This window comes from Neorhizobium sp. P1_A6, assembly GCF_056406795.1.
Map to the genome: position 1 here is coordinate 377,426 of NZ_JBFTZM010000003.1, position 19,982 is coordinate 397,407.

The window sequence follows — 19,982 nt, forward strand, 5'->3', positions numbered from 1 at the left end:
CTCACACCGCTTCTCCTTATGATGGCGCCGGATTTCTAGTCTCGTCCCTTAGCGCGCGAGCCTTGCGCGAATTTGACGTCCATCAAAAGCGTCTGGTGACCGAGGCCTTCAAGAGCCGCAATTGCCGCCGCCACTGCGGAAGTTGCAGCGCCGTATCGAACACCGAAGCACCGGCGCGCGCCGCGCGGCGCAGCACTGGTTCGGCAAGCGCTACCGGCAGATAGGCCGGAAAGACGGCGGACGGGACGGTTCCCGACTTTCTGGCCTTGGCCAGATGTTCCAATCCAAGGCCGGCAAAGGCCTCGATCGCGACGGAAATGCGCGACCTATCCTCGCCGCGCAGGAATGTATCACGGTCGAGCCCGGTCGCCGAGAGGATATCGAGCGGCAGATAAAGTTGATGACGGCGTCGATGGATGGGCATCAGCAGCAGGAAACCGGCGATCGACTGGGCGACACCCGCGTGTCCTGCCGCCTCCGCAGATTTTGCCGCATCGGTGGGAGAGAGAATCAGGCTCGCGAGCTGGATTACCGCCGAAGCGGTCTCGCCGGCATATCCTTCGAGTGCATTCCGGTCGGTCAACGGATCGTCGTAGAGATCGAAGATGCGCGCCTCGATCATGTCGACGAGCGTCTGGCGCGGCAGGCGATAGGTCTCGATCGCCTCAAGCAGACCGGCGGCGATGGGGTTGCCGGTGCTGTCGCCATGAGCGCTGCCTTCGAGGAGGTCGCGCCACCATTGCAGGCGGATTTCGCCGGGAAGCGGTTCACGCACCACGTCGCGGACGCGGCCGATCTCGGCGTTGAAGGCATAAAGGGCCGCAAGTGGGCCGCGCTTGTCTTCCGGCGACAGGAGGCAGGCGAGATAGCGGTCGCGGTCCGTATCCCTAAGCGTTGCGAGGCAGATATCGCCGTTCTGTCTGGCTGGATCGGCCATCTGTCAGACGGCAATCAAAGCCGCGGCGACGGCGCGCGATTCGGCGAGCATGATGTTGAACGTGCGCACGGCGGCACCGGTGCTCATCGGATCGGAGGCGATGCCCTTGGCTTTCAACGCTGCCTTCACATCCGCCGGAATGGGCTTGAGGTTGGCGCCCATGCCGACAAGCAACACTTCAATCTCGCTTGATTCGGCGAGCACCTTCATCAGGGAAGCGACCGTCAGCGGTTCGCCTTCCTGCAGTTCCCAGCCGTGGATACCCGAGGGAAGGCAGAGCAGCGAGCCGCGATGCGACATGTCTGCAAAACGGAAACCGCCATTGCCATAAGCATCGATCGGAGCACGACCGGGAAAATGGGCGTCGCGAATTTCGATGCCTTTCGCCATGGGTCGCATGCTTTCTCGAAAAGGTTACGAGCCGGATGATGGCCCGGCTCTTTGGATCCAAGGCCCTGCAGCAGACAGGGCCTTTGGCATCGGCGATAACGTTCAGGAAGCCGTTCCGGTCTTCGCCGGTTCGGTCTTGACCGGCTCGCCCTTGACGCGGACTTCGGCAATATAGGCGCGCATGGCGCGGATCTTCACACCTTCGGCGATTTCGACTTCCACTTCGGCGTCGTCGATAACCTTGGTCACCTTGCCGGTGATGCCGCCGCCAAGAACGACCTGGTCGCCGCGGCGGACGTTGGACAGCGTTTCCYGGCGCTTCTTGGCAGTGGCGCGCTGCGGACGGATCAGAAAGAAATACCAGACCACCATCAGAGGCGCGAAGAGGAAGAGCATCTCAAGGCCGGAGCCGAACGCGGAAGCTCCCGGTGCTGCGGCTGGGGCCTGGGCGAATGCTTCGGTAATGAACATCGAAAACTCCTAAGATTACCGGAGGCCCCGGGCCCCCGTTTCAAGCCGCCGGAATATAGTTGCGATAGGCCGGAATGCAACAGAAACACGCCGGCCGGCGTACCGAATTCGCGGCTCTCAGGCTTTTGATGCACCAACGAGCATGTTACCGCAGCGAAAAGGCTCAAAAACTGGCCGATACGACCGGAGAAACACCATGAGCGACGACTTCAACACCCTGATCCTGACTGAGGTCCGCAGGCTTGCGGATGCGCTGGAACGGCTTGCCGGCCCTCCGCCCGCCGTCAACGACTGGAACGCCGCCGACTGCTTCGTCTGGATCCCGGCAAACCAGCGCCTGCAGCCGGTGCCGCGTCCGAACCGGGTCGCCCTGACGCTGATCCGCGGCGTCGACCACGTGCGTGACATTCTTCATGAAAACACCCTGCGATTTGCGGAAGGTTTTGCCGCTAACAACGTGCTGTTATGGGGCGCCCGTGGCATGGGCAAATCGTCGCTGGTGAAGGCGGTCCACGAGGACGTGCGCGCAGCGACCGGGATCCCGCTGAAACTTGTCGAGGTGCATCGCGAGGATATCGCCTCGCTCCCTGCCCTGCTCGATATCCTCAAGGTTTCCGGCCAGCGCGTCATCGCTTTCTGCGACGACCTCTCCTTCGACCACGACGACACCGCCTACAAGTCGCTGAAGGCGGCGCTCGACGGCGGAATCGAAGGCCGGCCCGACAATGTTCTGTTCTACGCGACCTCCAACCGCCGCCATCTCCTGCCGCGCCACATGATGGAGAACGAGCAGTCGACGGCGATCAACCCGTCCGAGGCAGTCGAGGAAAAGGTGTCGCTGTCGGATCGTTTCGGCCTGTGGCTCGGTTTCCACAAATGCAGCCAGGACGACTATCTGAAGATGATCGACGGCTATGCCGAACATTTCGAGCTCGGCCTCGGCCAGGAGACCCTGCATCACGAGGCCCTCGAATGGGCGACCACCCGCGGCGGGCGCTCGGGCCGTGTCGCCTGGCAATATATCCACGATCTTGCCGGGCGGCTGCGGAAACCGCTTTCCCGAGATTGAAACCCGAAAAAACACTGAGAACGCAAAAAGCCCGGCACTGCCGGGCTTTTCTCCGTCCCCTGAAACGCACTACTTATTCAAGGAAGGTAATCGGGTTGACCGGGGTCGCGTCCTTGCGGACTTCGAAGTGGACCTGCGGGCGCTTGGCGTCGCCGCTCATGCCGGAGGCGGCGACCGTCTGGCCGCGGGTGATCTTCTGCCCGCGTGTGACGTTGATGCTGCCGGCGTGGCCGTAAACGGTGACCTTGCCGTCGTCATGACGGACGAGAACCGTGTTGCCGAGCTGCTTCAGGCCGTTGCCGGCATAGATGACCACGCCGTTTTCGGCAGCCTTGATCGGGGTGCCTTCCGGAACCGAGATGTCGATGCCGTCATTGCGATTGCCGTCGACGTTCTGGCCGTAGCCAGCGATGACCGCACCGTTGACCGGCCAGCGATACTTGCCGATGCCGGTGGACTGCGGCGCCACGGAGGCGGTGTCCGACTTCTTCTCGACGTCGGCGACGGAGGCGCCATCGACCGCGGCCTTGGCAGCGGCAGGCGCCACAGCAACCTGAGCGACCTGGGCCGTGGCAGGAGCAGCCGGCTTCGGTGCCGCGGCTGCGGCCTTTTCGACCGGCTTCTGCGGAATGGACGCGGTCTTGACCGGATCGGCGACAGGAGCCGCAACGCCGTTGGCGACCTTGAGCGTTTGCCCTATCCGGACGCCGCCGGAGGTCAGGTTGTTGGCCGCTTTCAGCTGATCGATCGGCGTGCCGGTCTCGCGGGCGATCTTGTTGATCGTGTCGCCCGGCTTGACCACATAGGTACCGCCAACCGGCTTGCCGCCCGGAGGCGTCAGCTTGGCGGGTTCGGCCATTGCCTTGTCGCGCGCCGGGGTCGGCAGAACCGCGAGTTTCTGCTCGGGCTCGCGGGTTGGCGTCGGAGCCTTGTTCTGGAGGTCGATCGTGCCGGCGGCATTCTTCGCCGAATTCTGCGCGGTGCCGAAGGTCGGGATAAGGACTGACTGGCCGGGAGCGACGGCGCCGCCATTGGCCTTCAGGATTTCCTTTTCCGGAACGCCGTAACGCTTGGAAAGCGTCGAGACCGTTTCACCCGGCCTCAGCGTCACCTTCGGCGCGTTGACCGTGGACCAGCCGGACATCGGCTTGGCGGTCGTGCCGGTAACGACATTGTCGGCCTTCAGCGTCGATGAAGACGGAGCGACGAGCGTGTGGGCGGCCGATTGACGGCCGGGGAACGGCTGAGCGAGCGCTTCCTGGCGGTTCGCCGGATCACGGGCCATCGGTGCGGTGTTACGCTGCGCCGCGGCGCCGGTCGGGGCCGCGAGTTCGGAGCGCTGGACGGCGACGGGAGCGGATGCGGTGCGCGCCGGCGAGGTATAACCGCCGGAATTACCGGGATACGGTTGAGCCATGGCGGTGTTGCGCGAGCCGTAGTCGTTCCGCGGAATTGGCGGCAACGCCTGGGCCTGGCCGGATCCAAGATCGGCCTGCGGCGTCGGTGCTTGGCCATAGGCCCCGCCCCCCTGCCGCTGCGGAATGGACGCCGTCGTTATGTTGTCGGATTTCGAAAAGAGCCCCGAGAAACGCGTCGCGTCCGAACTGCACCCTGTCGCTGCGCTGGCAAGCAGTGCCGCGACAGCAAATTTGATTACGGATTTTCCGAATTTCGGAGAACTCTTCATACGCATGACTCGCCTACAGATACGCCACCATCGTGAGAGTCATTAAAGCGCGTTAGTCTTACTGCACTGTTAAAGGGCAGGCATTGTCTTAAAATTTTAGAGAAATTGATAACCATGACCGCCAAAAGGCCGGCATGGCATGGAACCAACCCGGCTAAAGCGCTGCAGCAATATGCGGAACGATCGGCAGAAAGGGCACCGGGAACAGGTCTTCGCGCTCGAATCGGCTGCCGGTTTTGGTCAGGCGCACCATCATGCAGACCTCACCATCCACCAGCGGAGCGAGCATGGAACCGCCGTGCGTGAGTTGCTCGGCATAGAATCGCGGCAGTGACGGAAAGGCGGCCGTGACAAAAATGCGGTCGAACGTGCCCTCGCCCGGCATGCCGTTGCCGCCGTCCGCCTGGCGCACGACGATATTGCGCAGCCCCAGCGCATCCATGCGGCCCTGGGCGGCGGTAACCAGGGTGCGGTAGCGCTCGACGGTCAGCACCCGCTCGGCGATCCGGGCCATAACGGCGGCGGTGAAGCCGCTGCCCGTGCCGATTTCGAGCACCCTGTGCCCAGGCTTGACCTGGAGGCGATGCAGCAACCGGACGGCGAGATCGGCGCCTTCCATGAAGGATCCGCAATCGATCGGCACCGTGCGGCTGGAATAGGCATCTTCGGCAAGCGGCGGCGGCACGAACTGCGACCGCTGCGTCTGTTCAACAGCGGTCAGCAGATCGAGGTCGGAAATGCCTTCCGACCTGAGGCGCAGCACGAGCGCCGCAAAACCTTCTTTTTCGACCATGCCCGATTTCAATCGGCAGCTCCGAATCCCAGTGCTTTCGCCACACGATCCTGAACCGAATGATCGGTCAGGTCCAGTTTCAGCGGCGTCACGGAAATCTTGTTTTCCTTGAGCGCCTGAATATCGGTGCCCTCGCGGAAATGCCCCTTCCGTTCGCCGAATCGCAGCCAGTAATAGGGCAGACCGCGGCCGTCGTTGCGGGCGTCAATCGTCAGGCCGAAATCGAGCTTGCCCTGCGACGTCACCTCGACGCCCTGCACCTCGCTTGGCTCGCAGTTCGGGAAGTTGAGATTGAGGAAGGTGCCGTCGGGCAGGTCCACGTCGATCAGTTTGCGAATGAGGTCCGGTGCATAGGATTCGGCGACTTCCCAAGGCGCAAAACGACCGTTCTCGCGACGCACTGCCTGGCTCAGCGAAAACGAGCGCACGCCCTGGAGCGTGCCTTCGATAGCGCCGGCAATGGTGCCGGAATAGGTAACGTCATCGGCCATGTTGGCGCCGTCGTTGACGCCGGAAAGCACCAGATCCGGCTTCTCGGGCAGGATTTCGCGGATGCCCATGATGACGCAGTCGGTCGGCGTGCCGCGCAGCGCAAAGTGCTTGTCGCCAACCTTGCGCAGACGGAGCGGTTCGGAAAGCGTCAGCGAATGGGCAAGACCGCTCTGGTCGGTCTCCGGCGCAACGATCCAGACGTCATCCGAAAGCTGTCTGGCAATTCGTTCGAGAACGGCGAGGCCTTCGGCATGAATGCCATCATCGTTGGTCAGAAGTATCCGCATCAGGCCGCCCGCTCGATCTTGGTCAGGCCACCCATATACGGCAGCAGCGCGTCCGGAATTGTGACCGAACCATCCTCGTTCAGGTAATTTTCCATGACCGCGATCAGGCAGCGGCCGACGGCGACGCCAGACCCGTTCAGCGTGTGAACGAACTTCAGCGCCTTGTCATCCTTGGACCTGTAGCGCGCATTCATGCGGCGGCCCTGAAAATCGCCGCAGACGGAGCAGGACGAGATTTCGCGGTAGGTATCCTGGCCCGGCAGCCAGACCTCGATGTCATAAGTCTTGCGTGCGCCAAAACCCATATCGCCGGTGCAGAGCGTCATGGTGCGGAAATGCAGGCCGAGGCGCTTCAGCATATTCTCGGCGCATTCGGTCATTCGCTCGTGCTCAGCGATCGACGATTCCTGATCGGTGATCGACACGAGTTCGCACTTCCAGAACTGGTGCTGGCGCAGCATGCCGCGCGTATCTCGGCCGGCGGAACCGGCTTCCGAGCGGAAGGATGGCGTCAGCGCCGTGAAGCGCAGCGGCAGCTTTTCCTGTTCCAGGATTTCCCCGGAAACGAGGTTGGTGAGCGTCACTTCAGCCGTCGGGATCAGGTAGCGGCCATCCGTGGTCTTGAAGAGGTCTTCCTCGAACTTCGGCAGCTGGCCGGTGCCATACATGGCGTCGCCCTTCACCATCAGCGGCGAGGAGACTTCCGTATAACCATGCTCGGTCGTGTGCATGTCGATCATGAACTGGCCGAGAGCCCGTTCGAGCCTGGCGAGCTGGCCGGTCAGGACCGTGAAGCGCGAACCGGAAAGCTTCGTAGCGCGTTCGAAATCCATCATTCCGAGCGCTTCGCCGATCTCGTAGTGCTCCTTGGCAGCATGGTTCCAGCGCGGCTTTTCGCCGACGACGTGTTTGACCACGTTATCGTGCTCGTCCTTGCCGACCGGTACGTCGTCAAACGGGATGTTCGGGATACGCGACAGGGCGTCTTCGAGCGCCGCGACGGCCTCGCGCTCTTCCTGCTCGGCAACCGGCATCGTGTCCTTGATGACGGCGACCTCTGCCTTCAGCTTTTCGGCAAGCTCGGAATTCTTCTGCCCGAGCGCAATGCCGATCTCCTTGGAAGCGGCGTTGCGGCGGGACTGCATGTCCTGAAGCTTCTGGATGACGGAACGGCGCGTGTCGTCCAGCGCCAGGAGGGTTGCCGCCATGGGCTCTGCGCCACGCTTGTTCAGCGCTGCATCCAAAGCCCCTTCGTTTTCACGGATCCACTTGATATCGAGCATCTTGCCTTGCCTTTAGAGCGGAACGCCGCGGACTCGCAAGGCAGGCCGGAAGGCTTCAGGCCTTGTCCGTCTCCGCAACATCCGAAGGTTCCTGCTCCGAAAGCTTTTCCTCGGCACGTTTGCGCTCGACGAGTCGTGCGGCGTAGATGGAAATCTCGTAGAGAAGGATGGTCGGCAGTGCAAGACCGATCTGGGACATCGGATCAGGTGGCGTCAGCACGGCGGCAACGATGAAGGCAAGCACGATCGCATATTTGCGTTTCTGCCGCAGCCAGTCGCTGGTGAGAATGCCGACGCGGGCCAGCAGCGTGGTAATCACCGGAAGCTGGAACACCAGTCCAAAGGACAGGACCAACGTCATGATCAGGCTCAGATATTCCGAGACCCGCGGCAGAAGTGAAATGCCGACTTCGCCTTCGGTCGGTGCCTGCTGCATGGCAAGGAAGAACCACATGACCATGGGAGTGAAGAAGAAATAGACCAGAGCGCCGCCCATCAGGAAGAGGATCGGCGAAGCGATCAGGAAGGGTAGGAAAGCCGCCCGTTCGTTCTTGTAGAGACCCGGTGCCACGAACTTGTAGATCTGCGAGGCGATCACCGGGAAGGCAATCACCAGCGCGCCGAACATCGCCACCTTCACCTGCGTGAAGAAGAATTCCTGCGGCGCGGTATAGATCAGTTCGGACTTGGCAAGATCGAGATGGGCCCAGAGAACCGCCCACTTATAAGGGACCACGAGCAGGTTGAAGAGCTGCTTGGCGAAGAAAAAACAAACGACGAAGGCGACAAAAAACGCGCCGATCGACCAGATCAGCCTCGTGCGCAGCTCCATCAGATGCTCGATGAGCGGCTGCGGCTTGTCTTCGATGTCACCGCTCATGCGTCGTCCTTCGGGGTATCGGCCTTCTTCGGCGTGCGCTTGCGGGCCGGAGCCTTGACGACCGCCTCTTCCACAGCCTGGGTCACGGGCGCCGGCTTGGACGCCGCGCGGCTGCGCTTCGGTTTTTCGGCAACAGCGGCCGGGGCCGCAGGAGCTTCAGTGGCCTCGGGAACCGGCTTTGCCTTGGAGGCGGTTTTGCGGACCGGTTTCGGCTTTTCGGTAACAGCTGCCACAGCCTCCGCCGCGGCCGGCACGGATTGTGCCGGAGCGGTGGTAACTGGCGGTATTGTCGACGTCGACGTAGCGGTCGGCGACGGGAAATTTGCCGGGATCTCGGGAGCCGCATCGACGGACGACGTGCCCTCGACAGCCTGCTGAGCTTCGGCATCGGTCTGGCTTACCCCCGCCGTCGGCAGCTGCGTCGCCTTCTGCAGGTCGGCGCGGATTTCCTGCCCCATCTGCCGGAGCGGGTTGATCGCGTCCCTCAGCGCATTCGTCGGGTTCAGCCGCTGCGCATCCGAAATCGTCTTGCGCACGTCGTCGAGTTCCGACTCCTTCAGCGCTTCATCGAATTGCGCGCGAAAATCGCCGGCCATCTTGCGCAGATTGGTCGTCATCTTGCCAAAAGCCCTGAGCATGGGCGGCAAATCCTTGGGACCAACCACGACGATCAGCACGATCGCTATGACAAGAAGCTCGGTCCAGCCGATATCAAACATTCAATGAGGCTCCTGGAACCCGCCACTCGGACATTACGACCGGTTGGTTTCCTTGGCCTCTTCAGCCTTGAGATCAACGGTCTTCGTTGTGGTCGTCGCGCCGTTCGCCTCGGGGGCGTCCTCGTCGCTCATGCCCTTCTTGAAGCTCTTGATGCCCTTGGCGAAATCGCCCATCAGTTCCGGAATCTTGCCGCGTCCGAAGAGAACGAGCACGATGACCAGAACGATCAGCCAATGCCACACACTGAAAGAACCCATAAGTCCAACTCCATTAGTACCGTTTCATCGATGTAAGCTTTTTATGATGCTTTTTCAAACACCAAAATGTCCTCGGGCGGCACCGGTATCGAGACGTCGTTTACCTCCGCCGACAACTGGCCGGCATGGATCGATTCCGAAGCTCCGGGAACACAAGTTGTCAGGTACTCCACACCGCCGAGGAACGGTCGCATCCGGGGCTTAGCAAGGCAATCACCGGCCAGATGCAACACGCTGCTGCACTTCGCCGGAGAGCGCATACCGCAATTTCTGCATATGGTGCGACAGACCGACGCGCTCCGGGCCGAACCCTGTCCGATGGCTGGCCCCGCTGAGCCAGCCTTCAGAGAAAGATGGGTTCATTCCTCTGCTTCACCGCCCGGCGTCAACAGGCCGAGTTCCTCAAGGTCGAGTTGCGTGATCGGGTCCTCGTCCTCGGAAAGATCATCGACATTGAGCGGGATCGGTATCGCAAAGCCCGGCGGGATGCGACCGGAAAGCAGGCCGGCGCCCTTCAATTCTTCGAGACCGGGCAAATCACGCAGTTCCTCGAGGCCGAAATGATCGAGGAAATCAGGTGTCGTGGCGAGCGTGACCGGCCGTCCCGGAGTGCGGCGGCGGCCGCGGAAGCGAACCCAGCCTGCTTCCATCAGCACGTCGAGCGTTCCCCTGGAGGTCTGGACGCCGCGGATCTCCTCGATCTCGGCACGGGTGACCGGCTGGTGATAGGCGATGATGGCCAGCACCTCGAGCGCCGCACGCGACAGCTTCTTCGTCTCGTTGTCGTCCTTGTGGATGACGAAGGAGAGATCGGCAGCAGTACGGAAGGCCCAGCGGTCGCCGGTCCGGATCAGATTGACGCCGCGCGGCGCATAGACCTCCGCCAGCCGCCGCATGACGGCATTCACATTGGTGCCGCGCGGCAGGCGTTCGGCCAGAAACGCTTCCGAGACCGGCTCGGACGAAGCGAAAACCAGCGCTTCTGCGATCCGCTCGACCTCCACCAATGAAAAAGATGAGGGCTCGGCCTCCTCTTCGTCAGCGATCGGCAGATCGTCGTCATCCCGCGGCGTCAACAACGCCTCCTGTGACGGGTTGCGGCGAGGCCGGCTGATGCGGCCCAGGCCCCTTGCGCAAATAGATCGGCTGGAAGGCGCCGTCCTGTCGGATTTCGAGCTTGCCTTCGCGCACCAGTTCCAGCGAAGCGGCAAAGGCGCTGGCGGTCGCCGTGACGCGATCCTCCGGCGGGAGATAGGGCAAGAGATAGTGCTGCAGCGCCGTCCAGTCAGCGACCTCGCCAAGCATGCGGGTCAAGAGTTCGCGGGCATCGACCAGCGACCAGACCTTGCGCCTTTCGATCGTCACCTGGGTGACGGCGGTGCGCTGGCGCAGGTTGGCATAGGCCGCAAGCAGGTCATAAAGCGTCGCATCATAGGCGGATTCGACATTGTGCGGGATATGTTCCGGCGCGCCGCGGGCAAACACGTCGCGGCCAAGCCGGTTGCGGTTGACCAGCCGGGTCGCGGCCTCCCGCATCGCCTCCAGTCGCTTCAGGCGGAAGGCGAGCGTCGCAGCGAGTTCTTCACCGCTCGGGCCGTCGTCGCCCTTGACCTGCTGCGGGATCAGAAGTTTGGACTTCAGGTAGGCAAGCCAGGCGGCCATGACCAGATAGTCGGCTGCAAGCTCGATGCGAACCCGACGGGCGCTATCGATGAACAGGAGGTATTGTTCGGCAAGCGCCAGGACAGAGATGCGGGCGAGATCGACTTTTTGGGTGCGGGCAAGGTGAAGCAGCAGGTCGAGCGGACCCTCAAAGCCGCCGACGTCGATCACCAGCGCCGGATCGTCGGTCGCGCGGTTGGCGCCGGCATCCTGCCAGAGCTTGTCCATCGGAATGGCGTCCTGCGATGTATTTATGGCCATTCCCAAACCTTGTCCTGTCGACAGCCGTCAGGAGACGGCGAGAAGACTGTGGAATTCCGCGCGGATCGCCTCCTCGCTCAAGCCGTCGCCCACGCCGAAGGCTGCCTCCACCGCCCTTGCCCGCCGCAGAGCTTCGCCGCCAAGGGGTATCGCTTCCTTCACGACGGCTTTCATTTCGTCCATCACGCCGTTGCAATGCAAGACAATATCGCATCCGCCCCCAACGATTCTCGCCGCACGCTCGCCGATCGTGCCCTTCAGCGCGTTCATCGACGTGTCGTCGGACATCAGCAGCCCGTCGAAACCGATATGGCCGCGGATGATCTCGTCGATCACCTTGCGGGAAATGGTCGCCGGCTCGTTCGGGTCGATGGCGGTGAAGACGATATGGGCGCTCATTGCCATCAGCTCGTTCTTCATGGCGACGAAGGGCAGGAAGTCATGCGCTTCGAGTTCGGCGCGCGACACGGTGACCACCGGCAGTTCGTGATGGCTGTCGGCCATACCGCGGCCATGGCCCGGGATGTGCTTCATGACCGGCAGCATGCCGCCCGCCTTCAGGCCGTCAGCGGCAGCCTGCCCCATTTCCGCAACTGTCTTCGGATCGAAACCATAGGCGCGATCGCCGATGACGTTGCTCGCCCCTTCGATCGGCACGTCAAGCACCGGCAGGCAATCGACATTGATGCCGAATTTCATCAGGTCGAAGGCATGCAGGCGCGACATCAGCCAAGCAGCCCGCAGGCCCTTTTCGCGATCCCGGCGGTAAAGCTCGCCGAGCACTGCAGCGGATGGATAACGCTCGATCATCGGTGGACGGATGCGCTGAACACGCCCTCCCTCCTGGTCGATCAGCACCGGCGCACCCGGCCGGCCGATGGCATCGCGCATGGATGCGACAAGATCGGCGATCTGCGCCGGTTCGACGCAATTGCGGGCAAACAGGATGAAGCCCCAGGGCCGTTCATCCTGGTAAAGCGCCACTTCGTCGGCGGTGAGGGTCGGGCCGCTGGAGCCCAGGATCATTGCTTTTGATTCGCTCATGGCTCGATCTTAGATCATTGGTGGGCCAACGAAAAACGGGGCGCCAGGCGCCCCGTCCGATTTCTTCGCGTTCAATCCTTACCGGCCGACCAGGCAGGTTCCGCCAGCGGCGCGATACCGTTCGCAGAGCGCCACAGCCTCATTCTTGCCGCCGGCCGGAATACGGACGCGGTAGAATGTGCCCTTGCCGGCGATCTCGGCGGGTTTGATATCGACGCCCCGGCCACCGATGACGCTGCCGAACTTGGCCGACAGGCTCTGATAGGACTTCTGGGCTTCCGCCTGCGACGGCAGCGAGGCGATCTGGATCACGTAGTCCCCAGGTCCCAGCGAAGCGACCTGGTTCGATGCGGACGCCGGAGCGGCGGCTGTCTGCTGGCCCGGGGCGCGGACATTGCCCTGATCCGTGACGGCAGCGACCACGTTGACCGGCTGCTCGGCCGGGCGTGCGATCGGCACCGGAGCCTTCGATGCCGGCGCGGAGGCCTGAATCGGAGCGACGGGTGCCGGAGCCTGTGCGACGGCCGGAGAAGGAGCCGCGGCAGCCGGGGTCGGCTGCGCGGGAGCCGCTGCGACGGCCGGCGTGATCGGGTTCGTTCTCACCACGTTGACGTGTTCTGCCGGAGCGGCCGGATTGGCTGGCGCGGAGACCGGAAGGACACCGGAAGAGCCGGCATTCGAGGTGGTCGACGAGGGTTGCGGACGGGCCGGTGTGGCGGGCGTGGAAGGCGGAAGCTTAGGGGGGAACGCCGCTGCCGTTTCGACCGGCTTTGCGCCGGCGGCTGGCAGCTTCGGCGTTTCCGGTGCGGCGAGCGCCGGCGCTGCGATTTCCTGCTCGACCAGCTTGCCGTCCGGGCGGACGATCATCGTCTTGACCTTGCGCGGCATGACGGTCACGGGCTGCTGCTCGGCAGGGGCATTGTTTTGCGCAGTCCGATCCTGCGGCAGGAGGCGTGGATCCTCCGTCTCGCCGACATCGGTCGGCTCGATATCGTTCTCGCCTTCGAGCGGCAACGTATCGGGCATCAAGGTCTTCTGGACGACGTCGATCGGCTCCTCGTTGGAGGAGATCAGCGTGCGCTGCTTCGGATCCTTCGGCGAGACGCCGGCGACGCGATCGTAGACAGCCTTGTCCTGGTTGGGGACGGTCTTGCCGCCCGGATTTTCCGGCGCAATCTTGATCGGCTCTTTGTCGGCGGCAATGATGACCGGTTCGCCGCCCGAAACGACACTCGAAACGCTGCTGCCGAAGAACGCATAGGCGCCGGCACCGCCAAGGATCACGACGCCGGCAAGAACCAGCGGCATGGCCCAGCTGCGGACGGAACGGCGGGCGTTCTCGACGGTCGCGATATAATCGCTGTCGGAATAATGCAGCTCCTCATGCTCCGCCGCCGGCAGGGGCGTCGTCAGGCTGCGGCGAAAATCCTCTTCCAGTGCACGCTCGAAATCGTCGAGATCGGTATAGGCCGGCGAATGGCTCGCTTCTGCAGCAGCCTGCTGGCCTTTCTGTGCGATATCGATCTCCGGCTTGCGCGCCGGGGCAGACTTGCCGGGCGCTGTCAGCAGCGTCGCAAGCTCGGCATCGATGTCGAGTTCGTAATCGGGGCGATAGGCCGGCGGCTGTTCCGGCTCTTCCGCCGGCAGCGACGGCACGTCGAGCTCGGCGATCGCCTCCACCTGGTCTTCGGAATCGGCAATCTGAGCCGGATCGAATGGCAGGTCGGCCATCGATTCAGGCTCTTCGACAACCTGCGTCTCCACAACCGGTGCCGCCACAGCGACGGGCGCAACGCGCGCGATCGGCGTCGCCGAAAGGGCGGCAGGTTCTGCCTTTACAGCAGCAGCCGCCGCAGGCGTCGCCTGAACCGGATGTTTCTGCGTCTCTTCGACGACGATCTCGGCAAGGTCGAGTTCCAGGCCATCGAGCGCCAACTCGAATTCCTCATCAGAGAAGGGATCCTTGTCGTCTAGAGACGGCACCTCGGCAACCGGAGGCGTGGCAACCGCCGCATTGGCAATCACGGGCCCAGCGGGTGCGACAGCAGGCGTTGCGGCAAGCTCGGGCGCGTTCGCCACAGGGGTCGCGAGCGGCTGCCCGTTGGATGTCGGCATCGTATAACGCTGGACGTCGTAGATCAGTTCATCGAGCGCGGAGAACCGATCCTTTTGCGACGCACCGGCACTCTGACCGGTCGATGTAACAGACGTGGCCGCGACGGGCGCAGGCTGCAGTTCCTGCGCCTCCGAGGTCTTTGCAGAAACCTGCAGTTCGGCAGCCGGTGCCGGCTCGATCTTCGGGCTCGGGAGATCGTCCAGAACCGGAGGCTCGACAGCATACTCGTTCGGTGCAGGTGCGGCCGCCTGAGAAGGGATTACAGCCGCCTGTGCAGAGGCCGCAGAAACGTCTCGTGCTACGCTGAAATTGGTGAGCGGCATGCGGAAGCCAGGAATATAGGCGCCCTTACCCCTCTCTGCCTTTGGCTCCGGTTCAAATCTCGCCTCCGGCTCGAAAGCTGCCTCGGGTTCCGGGGCTGCTTCAGGTTCAGGGGCTGCTTCAGGTTCGAAGGTCGCTTGCGGCACGAACCGGACCTCCGGCTCGATTTTCGCCTCGGGCTCGAACCTCACCTCGGGCTGGCCTGCAGCAACCGGTTCGGCCGCGATCGAGTTTTCCAACTCAGCCGCGAGATCGAATTCCTCCGCCGGCTCTTCTGTCGACGTGGCGGGAGACATCGCGCCAGCTGTCGGAAAATCGGGCAGATCGAAGACGGGTTCCACACTTGCGGTTTCGAAAGCCGGTTCGACTATCGGATCGGAGGCCACGCTCTCGTCGACGGCATCAAACGCCAATGGCGGCTCTTCGTCGCCGAACAGCTGATCGCCGCGCTCGCTGATCGCACTATCGGCCGGCAGAAAAACCTGCGGCAGTTCGATCGCGGCCGGCTCAGCCGGGACAAACTCCAATTCCTCCGGCTCTACCGGCGGCGCAGCCACTGCGGCATCGGAAGCAGGCTCGGCGAATGACCGGGGCGCATCGTCAAGCGCGATATCGTGGATAGGATCGAGCCGCGGCGCGTCATAGCGCTCGAACTCCTGAAGAAGCTCGTCTTCAAGATTGAATGCCGGCTCTCGCCGTCCAGACGCTGAAGTATCGGCGGAAGATGATCCGGGCTTGGCGGCGACGGGAAGATCGTCGTAGCCTACGATGCGGGCGAGTTCTGCCAGCGGATCATCATCGGCAAAGAAGTCCGGTAAATCATTCCGGTTACGCGCAAGGTTGTTATCGGCCATTACCTCGTCCACTCACCTACATTACAACGCATATGCCAGTGCAATGTGGGGAAATGGTGGCGATATTTACCGCATTTCTTCCGGTGCCGCAGTGCCCGTGATCCCAAGTCCTGACTTCAAAACAGAGGCGACAGCATGCACCAGCCCAAGCCTGGCAATACTCAATTCTCGGTTTTTATCGTTAACAAAGCGTAATTCCGGTTGTTCTTTACCCTTATTCCAATGCGCATGGAAGAAACTTGCCAGATCATAGAGGTAAAAAGCAAGCCGATGAGGCTCCTGAGCCTGGGCCGCAGCCTCAATGATTCTGGGGTATTCCGCGAGTTTGGCGACCAGCTGCATCTCGTTCGGATCGTTGATCAGGCTGCTCGAACCTTTGAGGTCGAGCGAAGCAAAATCGAGCCCTGGGAACGCTTCCTTTGCCTGCCGGAACACCGACGAGCAGCGCGCATGGGCATACTGCACGTAGAACACCGGATTGTCCTTCGACTGCTCGGTCACCTTGGCGAAGTCGAAATCGAGCGGCTCGGAGCTCTTCCTGTAGAGCATCATGAAACGCACCGCGTCGCGGCCGACCTCGTCGACCACTTCGCGAAGGGTCACGAAGTTGCCGGAACGCTTCGACATCTTCACAGGCTCGCCATTGCGGTACAGCTTGACGAGCTGGCAGAGGAGCACGGTGAGCTTCGCCTTGCCGCCGGAGACGGCACGCGCGACGGCTTCCAGGCGCTTGACATAGCCGCCGTGGTCGGCGCCGAGCACATAGATCATCTCGTCGTAACCACGGTCGAACTTGTCCTTGAAGTAGGCAACGTCGGCCGCAAAGTAAGTATAGCTGCCGTCCGACTTGATCAGCGGCCGGTCCATATCGTCGCCCACTTCGGTGGAGCGGAACAGCGTCTGCTCGCGATCCTCCCAGTCTTCCGGCAACTGACCCTTCGGTGGCGGCAGCGTGCCCTTGTAGACGTGCCCCTTGAACGTGAGGTCGTTGATCGCCTGGCGGATGCGCTGCGCGCCATTGGCATGCAAGGTCCGTTCCGAATAAAAGACGTCGTGATGGACGTTGAGCGCTTCGAGATCGTCGCGGATCAGCGCCATCATCGAGTCGATCGCCTTGTCCTTGACGATCGGCATCCAGGCATCTTCCGGCATGTTATGCAGCCGCGAACCGTATTCCTCCGCCAGGGCCTGCCCGACCGGCACGAGGTAGTCGCCCGGATAAAGGCCCGAGGGGATCTCGCCGATCGTCTCTCCGAGAGCCTCGCGGTAACGCAGGAAGACCGAGCGGGCCAGAACATCGATCTGGCTGCCGGCATCGTTGATGTAATATTCCTTGGCCACGTCGTAGCCGGCAAATTCCATCAGGTTCGCCAGCGCATCGCCCACGACAGCACCACGGCAATGGCCGACATGCATCGGGCCCGTCGGGTTGGCCGAGACGTATTCGACATTCGCCTTCTTCTCGGCGCCGACCGTCGAGCGGCCGTAATCCGTGCCCTCGGCAATCATCGAGGCGAGCAGGCGCTGCCAGTAGGGAGCACCGAGCCGGATATTGATGAAGCCGGGACCGGCCACGGAAACTTCGCTGATGTCAGCATCCGAACGCAGCGCTTCGGCGATGATATCGGCGAGCGCACGCGGATTGGTGCCGAGCGGTTTTGCCAGAACCATGGCGGCATTGGTGGCCACATCGCCGTGGCTCTGGTCCCGCGGCGGCTCGACTGCGATACGGCCGAAATCAAGCTCGCTTCGCTTTTCCTTGATAATATCAAGGCTTTCCAAAGCGTTCTTAATTCTTGTTTCGAAGTCGGCAAAAAGATTCATGTTCAATTATCCCCGATACATGCCGAGGACCCTTGCTGGCCAGTGTCATTGGTGGCGGTGCCTAGCGCAAATCCGGAGTCTGGTCAAACAGCTCGCCATGCGCCTTGATGGCGAAGGTATCGGTCATCCCGGCAAGATAATCGCCGACATGACGCGCCCTCGCCGTCTCGCCGAGACCGGCGATATGGTTGACCCAATAATGGCTGCGCATCAGCGACGGATCATTCATATAGGCGTTGAACAGATCCGAGACGATCTGGGAGGCGCCGGCGCGGATGCGCATGATGTCGGGATGCCGGTAGATGCGCGAAAACAGCAGCTTTTTGATGCAGCGGTCGGTCTCGGCCATCTCTCCAGAAAAGGTGGCGATGACATGCCCAGCGGAGCGGACGTCAGCGGCGCTCAGCGGATCCACCTTGTCGAGGTTGTGCTGCGCCACGTCGATTACGTCCTCGACCATGTGAGTGATCTGCCGGCGCATGATCTCATGGGCAAAACGGCTCGGCTCAAGGTGCGGATAACGTGCCCTCACCTCCGCCATCAGCTTGGCGAGGAAGGGCACATCATCGAGCATCTCGAAGGTCAACAGGCCGGAGCGCAGCCCGTCGTCGATGTCATGAGTGTTGTAGGCGATATCGTCGGCGATTGCCGCGACCTGCGCCTCCAGGCTGGCATAGCTCGCGAGTTCCAGATCATGCAGCTCGCAATAGTCGCGGATCGGCTGCGGCACGGGGCCGCGGGTGCCCTCGCCGGTGGCGCTGAGCAGCGGACCATTGTGCTTGACGAGGCCTTCGAGGCTTTCCCAGGTGAGATTGAGCCCGTCGAAATCCGCATATCGGCGCTCGAGCTTGGTGACGATGCGGAGCGACTGGGCGTTATGGTCGAAGCCGCCAAAGGGCTTCAGCATCTCGTCCAGCGCATCTTCGCCGGTATGGCCGAATGGCGTATGGCCGAAGTCGTGCACCAGCGCCACGCCTTCGGCGAGATCTTCGTCGAGCTTCAGGGCGCGGGCAAGCGCGCGGGCGATCTGCGCCACCTCGATCGTATGGGTCAGCCGGGTGCGGTAATGGTCGCCGTCAGGGCTGATGAACACCTGCGTCTTGTGCTTCAGCCGCCGGAATGCGGTGGTGTGGACGATCCGGTCACGGTCGCGCTGGAACTCCGAACGCGTCAGGCTGCCGTCTTCGGGAAACAGGCGCCCGCGCGACGCCCAGGGGTTGGCGGCGTAGACCGCGCGCTCGCCACTGCCGAAACCCAGCGCCCTGGTATCGATCGTCATGCCGTCACCTGTTTGTTCATCCGCCGCCTGCCGCCCATTGACGTGCCCTTCACGTCTTCATACCTATAGTGGAGCTGTGCGCAATGCCGGTGACAGGAATCTCTCCGGGCCTTGAACCCGGCAGGAGGCGGATAATATGGAAACCAATGTAACTCTTTCAAATGCGGCGGCCAAGCGCATCGCCGAAATCGTCGGCAACGAAGCCGGCAAGCAGGCGCTGCGCGTCTCGGTCGAAGGCGGCGGCTGTTCGGGCTTCTCCTACAAGTTCGATCTCGCCGAAGCGCCCGAGGACGACGACGTGGTGATCGCCAACGGCGACGCCAAGGTGCTGATCGACAGCCTCTCGCTCGTCTATATGGCGGGCTCGGAGATCGACTTCGTCGACAACCTGCTCGGCCAATCCTTCCAGATCAAGAACCCGAACGCGGTTGCCAGCTGCGGCTGCGGCACCAGTTTCTCGATCTGATAACATCCTCCCTTACGCACTTCGCCCTTCCCAACGCTTCCTCTTTCGCTAAAAGAGGAAGCGAACAGTGGGAGGCAAGGGCCGATGAAGATCGCCACCTGGAACATCAACGGCGTCAAAGCGCGCATCGACAACCTGCGTCAGTGGCTGACCGATTCCTCCCCGGACATCGTCTGCCTGCAGGAGATCAAGTCCGTCGATGAGACCTTCCCGCGGCTGGAGATCGAGGCGCTCGGCTATCATGTCGAGACCCACGGCCAGAAAGGGTTCAATGGCGTTGCGCTGCTGTCGAAGACCAGGCCCGACGAAGTGATGCGGGGTCTACCTGGCGGCGAAGGCCCGGACGGACAGACGGACGAGCAGTCGCGTTACATCGAAGGCGTCTTTTCGGTACCGGGCGGCGCAATCCGCGTCGCCTCCATCTACCTGCCGAATGGCAATCCAGCCGACGACCCAGTCAAATACCCCTACAAGTTGGCCTGGATGGAGCGGCTGCGCCTGCATGCGCAGAACTGCCTTCTCCTCGAAGAGCCGCTGATCCTTGCCGGCGACTACAACGTCATTCCCGAGCCGCATGACTGCTTCGATCCGGCCGCCTGGGCGACGGATGCTCTTTTCCTGCCACAGACCCGCGCCGCTTTCCGCAGGCTCGAAAATCTCGGCCTCGTCGATGCGGTGCGCGCCACGACCGACGCCACCAAGCTCTACTCTTTCTGGGATTATCAGGCGGGCGCCTGGCAAAAGAACAACGGCATCCGCATCGATCATCTTCTGCTATCGGCGGAAGCCGCAGACAGACTGAAATCGACGGCGATCGAGAAACATGTGCGGGCTTGGGAAAAGCCGTCGGACCACGTGCCCGTCATCGGCATGTTCGATTTCGGCTGAT

The 19,982-nt window shown here is 62.4% G+C and carries 19 protein-coding genes; 3 read left to right on the forward strand and 16 right to left on the reverse strand.

Going from position 1 to position 19,982, the window contains the following annotated elements:
- Nucleotides 1-82: 82 nt before the first annotated feature.
- The 3 genes from AC1D3C_RS08740 to yajC all read right to left on the reverse strand — a co-directional run bounded on the left by AC1D3C_RS08740 (nt 83) and on the right by yajC (nt 1,798).
- Complete coding sequence (locus tag AC1D3C_RS08740; RefSeq protein WP_247136934.1) at nt 83-937, reverse strand: phytoene/squalene synthase family protein; 855 nt, start codon at nt 935-937, stop codon at nt 83-85.
- Between the two features lie 3 nt (nt 938-940).
- Nucleotides 941-1,327 (reverse strand): Mth938-like domain-containing protein, encoded by a 387-nt coding sequence (locus AC1D3C_RS08745; RefSeq protein ID WP_477482603.1) that lies wholly within the window; start codon nt 1,325-1,327, stop codon nt 941-943.
- 102 nt (nt 1,328-1,429) lie between these two features.
- On the reverse strand, nt 1,430-1,798 hold the full coding sequence (yajC, locus tag AC1D3C_RS08750) for a preprotein translocase subunit YajC (RefSeq protein ID WP_477482604.1): 369 nt from the start codon (nt 1,796-1,798) through the stop codon (nt 1,430-1,432).
- A 196-nt stretch (nt 1,799-1,994) separates the two neighbouring features.
- Here yajC and AC1D3C_RS08755 point away from each other — a divergent pair, with 196 nt between their 5' ends.
- Nucleotides 1,995-2,867: an ATP-binding protein gene (locus AC1D3C_RS08755; RefSeq protein WP_477482605.1), complete on the forward strand. Its 873-nt coding sequence runs from the start codon at nt 1,995-1,997 to the stop codon at nt 2,865-2,867.
- A gap of 73 nt (nt 2,868-2,940) precedes the next feature.
- Here the strand turns inward: AC1D3C_RS08755 and AC1D3C_RS08760 are convergent, their stop codons facing one another.
- The 13 genes from AC1D3C_RS08760 to AC1D3C_RS08820 form a co-directional block, all read right to left on the reverse strand.
- A complete protein-coding gene (locus AC1D3C_RS08760) occupies nt 2,941-4,560 on the reverse strand; it encodes a peptidoglycan DD-metalloendopeptidase family protein (RefSeq protein WP_477482606.1) in 1,620 nt (539 codons plus the stop codon).
- A 148-nt stretch (nt 4,561-4,708) separates the two neighbouring features.
- Nucleotides 4,709-5,347 carry a protein-L-isoaspartate(D-aspartate) O-methyltransferase gene (locus AC1D3C_RS08765; protein ID WP_405029309.1) on the reverse strand — a complete coding sequence of 213 codons (639 nt, stop codon included), beginning with the start codon at nt 5,345-5,347 and terminating at the stop codon, nt 4,709-4,711.
- 8 nt (nt 5,348-5,355) lie between these two features.
- Entirely contained in the window at nt 5,356-6,126 is a 771-nt protein-coding gene (gene surE / locus AC1D3C_RS08770; protein ID WP_477482607.1) for a 5'/3'-nucleotidase SurE, read from the reverse strand.
- Complete coding sequence (gene serS, locus AC1D3C_RS08775; RefSeq protein WP_038586174.1) at nt 6,126-7,409, reverse strand: serine--tRNA ligase; 1,284 nt, start codon at nt 7,407-7,409, stop codon at nt 6,126-6,128. Before serS ends, surE begins: the two co-directional genes overlap by 1 nt.
- Before the next feature lie 55 nt (nt 7,410-7,464).
- Complete coding sequence (gene tatC / locus AC1D3C_RS08780; RefSeq protein ID WP_477482608.1) at nt 7,465-8,289, reverse strand: twin-arginine translocase subunit TatC; 825 nt, start codon at nt 8,287-8,289, stop codon at nt 7,465-7,467.
- Nucleotides 8,286-9,008, reverse strand: a complete 723-nt coding sequence (gene tatB, locus AC1D3C_RS08785; RefSeq protein ID WP_477482609.1) for a Sec-independent protein translocase protein TatB — start codon at nt 9,006-9,008, stop codon at nt 8,286-8,288. Before tatB ends, tatC begins: the two co-directional genes overlap by 4 nt.
- A 33-nt stretch (nt 9,009-9,041) precedes the next feature.
- A complete protein-coding gene (locus AC1D3C_RS08790) occupies nt 9,042-9,266 on the reverse strand; it encodes a twin-arginine translocase TatA/TatE family subunit (protein WP_038542389.1) in 225 nt (74 codons plus the stop codon).
- A gap of 359 nt (nt 9,267-9,625) precedes the next feature.
- Complete coding sequence (gene scpB, locus AC1D3C_RS08795) at nt 9,626-10,318, reverse strand: SMC-Scp complex subunit ScpB (protein ID WP_477482691.1); 693 nt, start codon at nt 10,316-10,318, stop codon at nt 9,626-9,628.
- Nucleotides 10,319-10,325: 7 nt separating this feature from the next.
- Nucleotides 10,326-11,189, reverse strand: coding sequence for a segregation and condensation protein A (locus tag AC1D3C_RS08800; RefSeq protein ID WP_247033283.1), 864 nt, complete (start codon nt 11,187-11,189; stop codon nt 10,326-10,328).
- Between the two features lie 27 nt (nt 11,190-11,216).
- The gene (gene nagZ / locus AC1D3C_RS08805) at nt 11,217-12,233 is read right to left on the reverse strand and encodes a beta-N-acetylhexosaminidase (protein ID WP_477482610.1); all 1,017 of its coding nucleotides are present in this window, start codon (nt 12,231-12,233) and stop codon (nt 11,217-11,219) included.
- Nucleotides 12,234-12,311: 78 nt separating this feature from the next.
- The gene (locus AC1D3C_RS08810) at nt 12,312-15,524 is read right to left on the reverse strand and encodes an SPOR domain-containing protein (protein WP_477482611.1); all 3,213 of its coding nucleotides are present in this window, start codon (nt 15,522-15,524) and stop codon (nt 12,312-12,314) included.
- Between the two features lie 66 nt (nt 15,525-15,590).
- Nucleotides 15,591-17,348, reverse strand: a complete 1,758-nt coding sequence (gene argS / locus AC1D3C_RS08815; protein WP_247035339.1) for an arginine--tRNA ligase — start codon at nt 17,346-17,348, stop codon at nt 15,591-15,593.
- Between the two features lie 61 nt (nt 17,349-17,409).
- Entirely contained in the window at nt 17,410-18,627 is a 1,218-nt protein-coding gene (locus AC1D3C_RS08820) for a deoxyguanosinetriphosphate triphosphohydrolase (RefSeq protein WP_477482612.1), read from the reverse strand.
- A gap of 136 nt (nt 18,628-18,763) precedes the next feature.
- On the opposite strand from AC1D3C_RS08820, the gene erpA reads away from it, so the two are divergent.
- Both erpA and xth read left to right on the forward strand, forming a co-directional pair.
- A complete protein-coding gene (erpA, locus tag AC1D3C_RS08825; RefSeq protein WP_113128862.1) occupies nt 18,764-19,093 on the forward strand; it encodes an iron-sulfur cluster insertion protein ErpA in 330 nt (109 codons plus the stop codon).
- 84 nt (nt 19,094-19,177) lie between these two features.
- Entirely contained in the window at nt 19,178-19,981 is an 804-nt protein-coding gene (gene xth / locus AC1D3C_RS08830) for an exodeoxyribonuclease III (protein ID WP_038542371.1), read from the forward strand.
- Nucleotide 19,982: the final 1 nt, after the last annotated feature.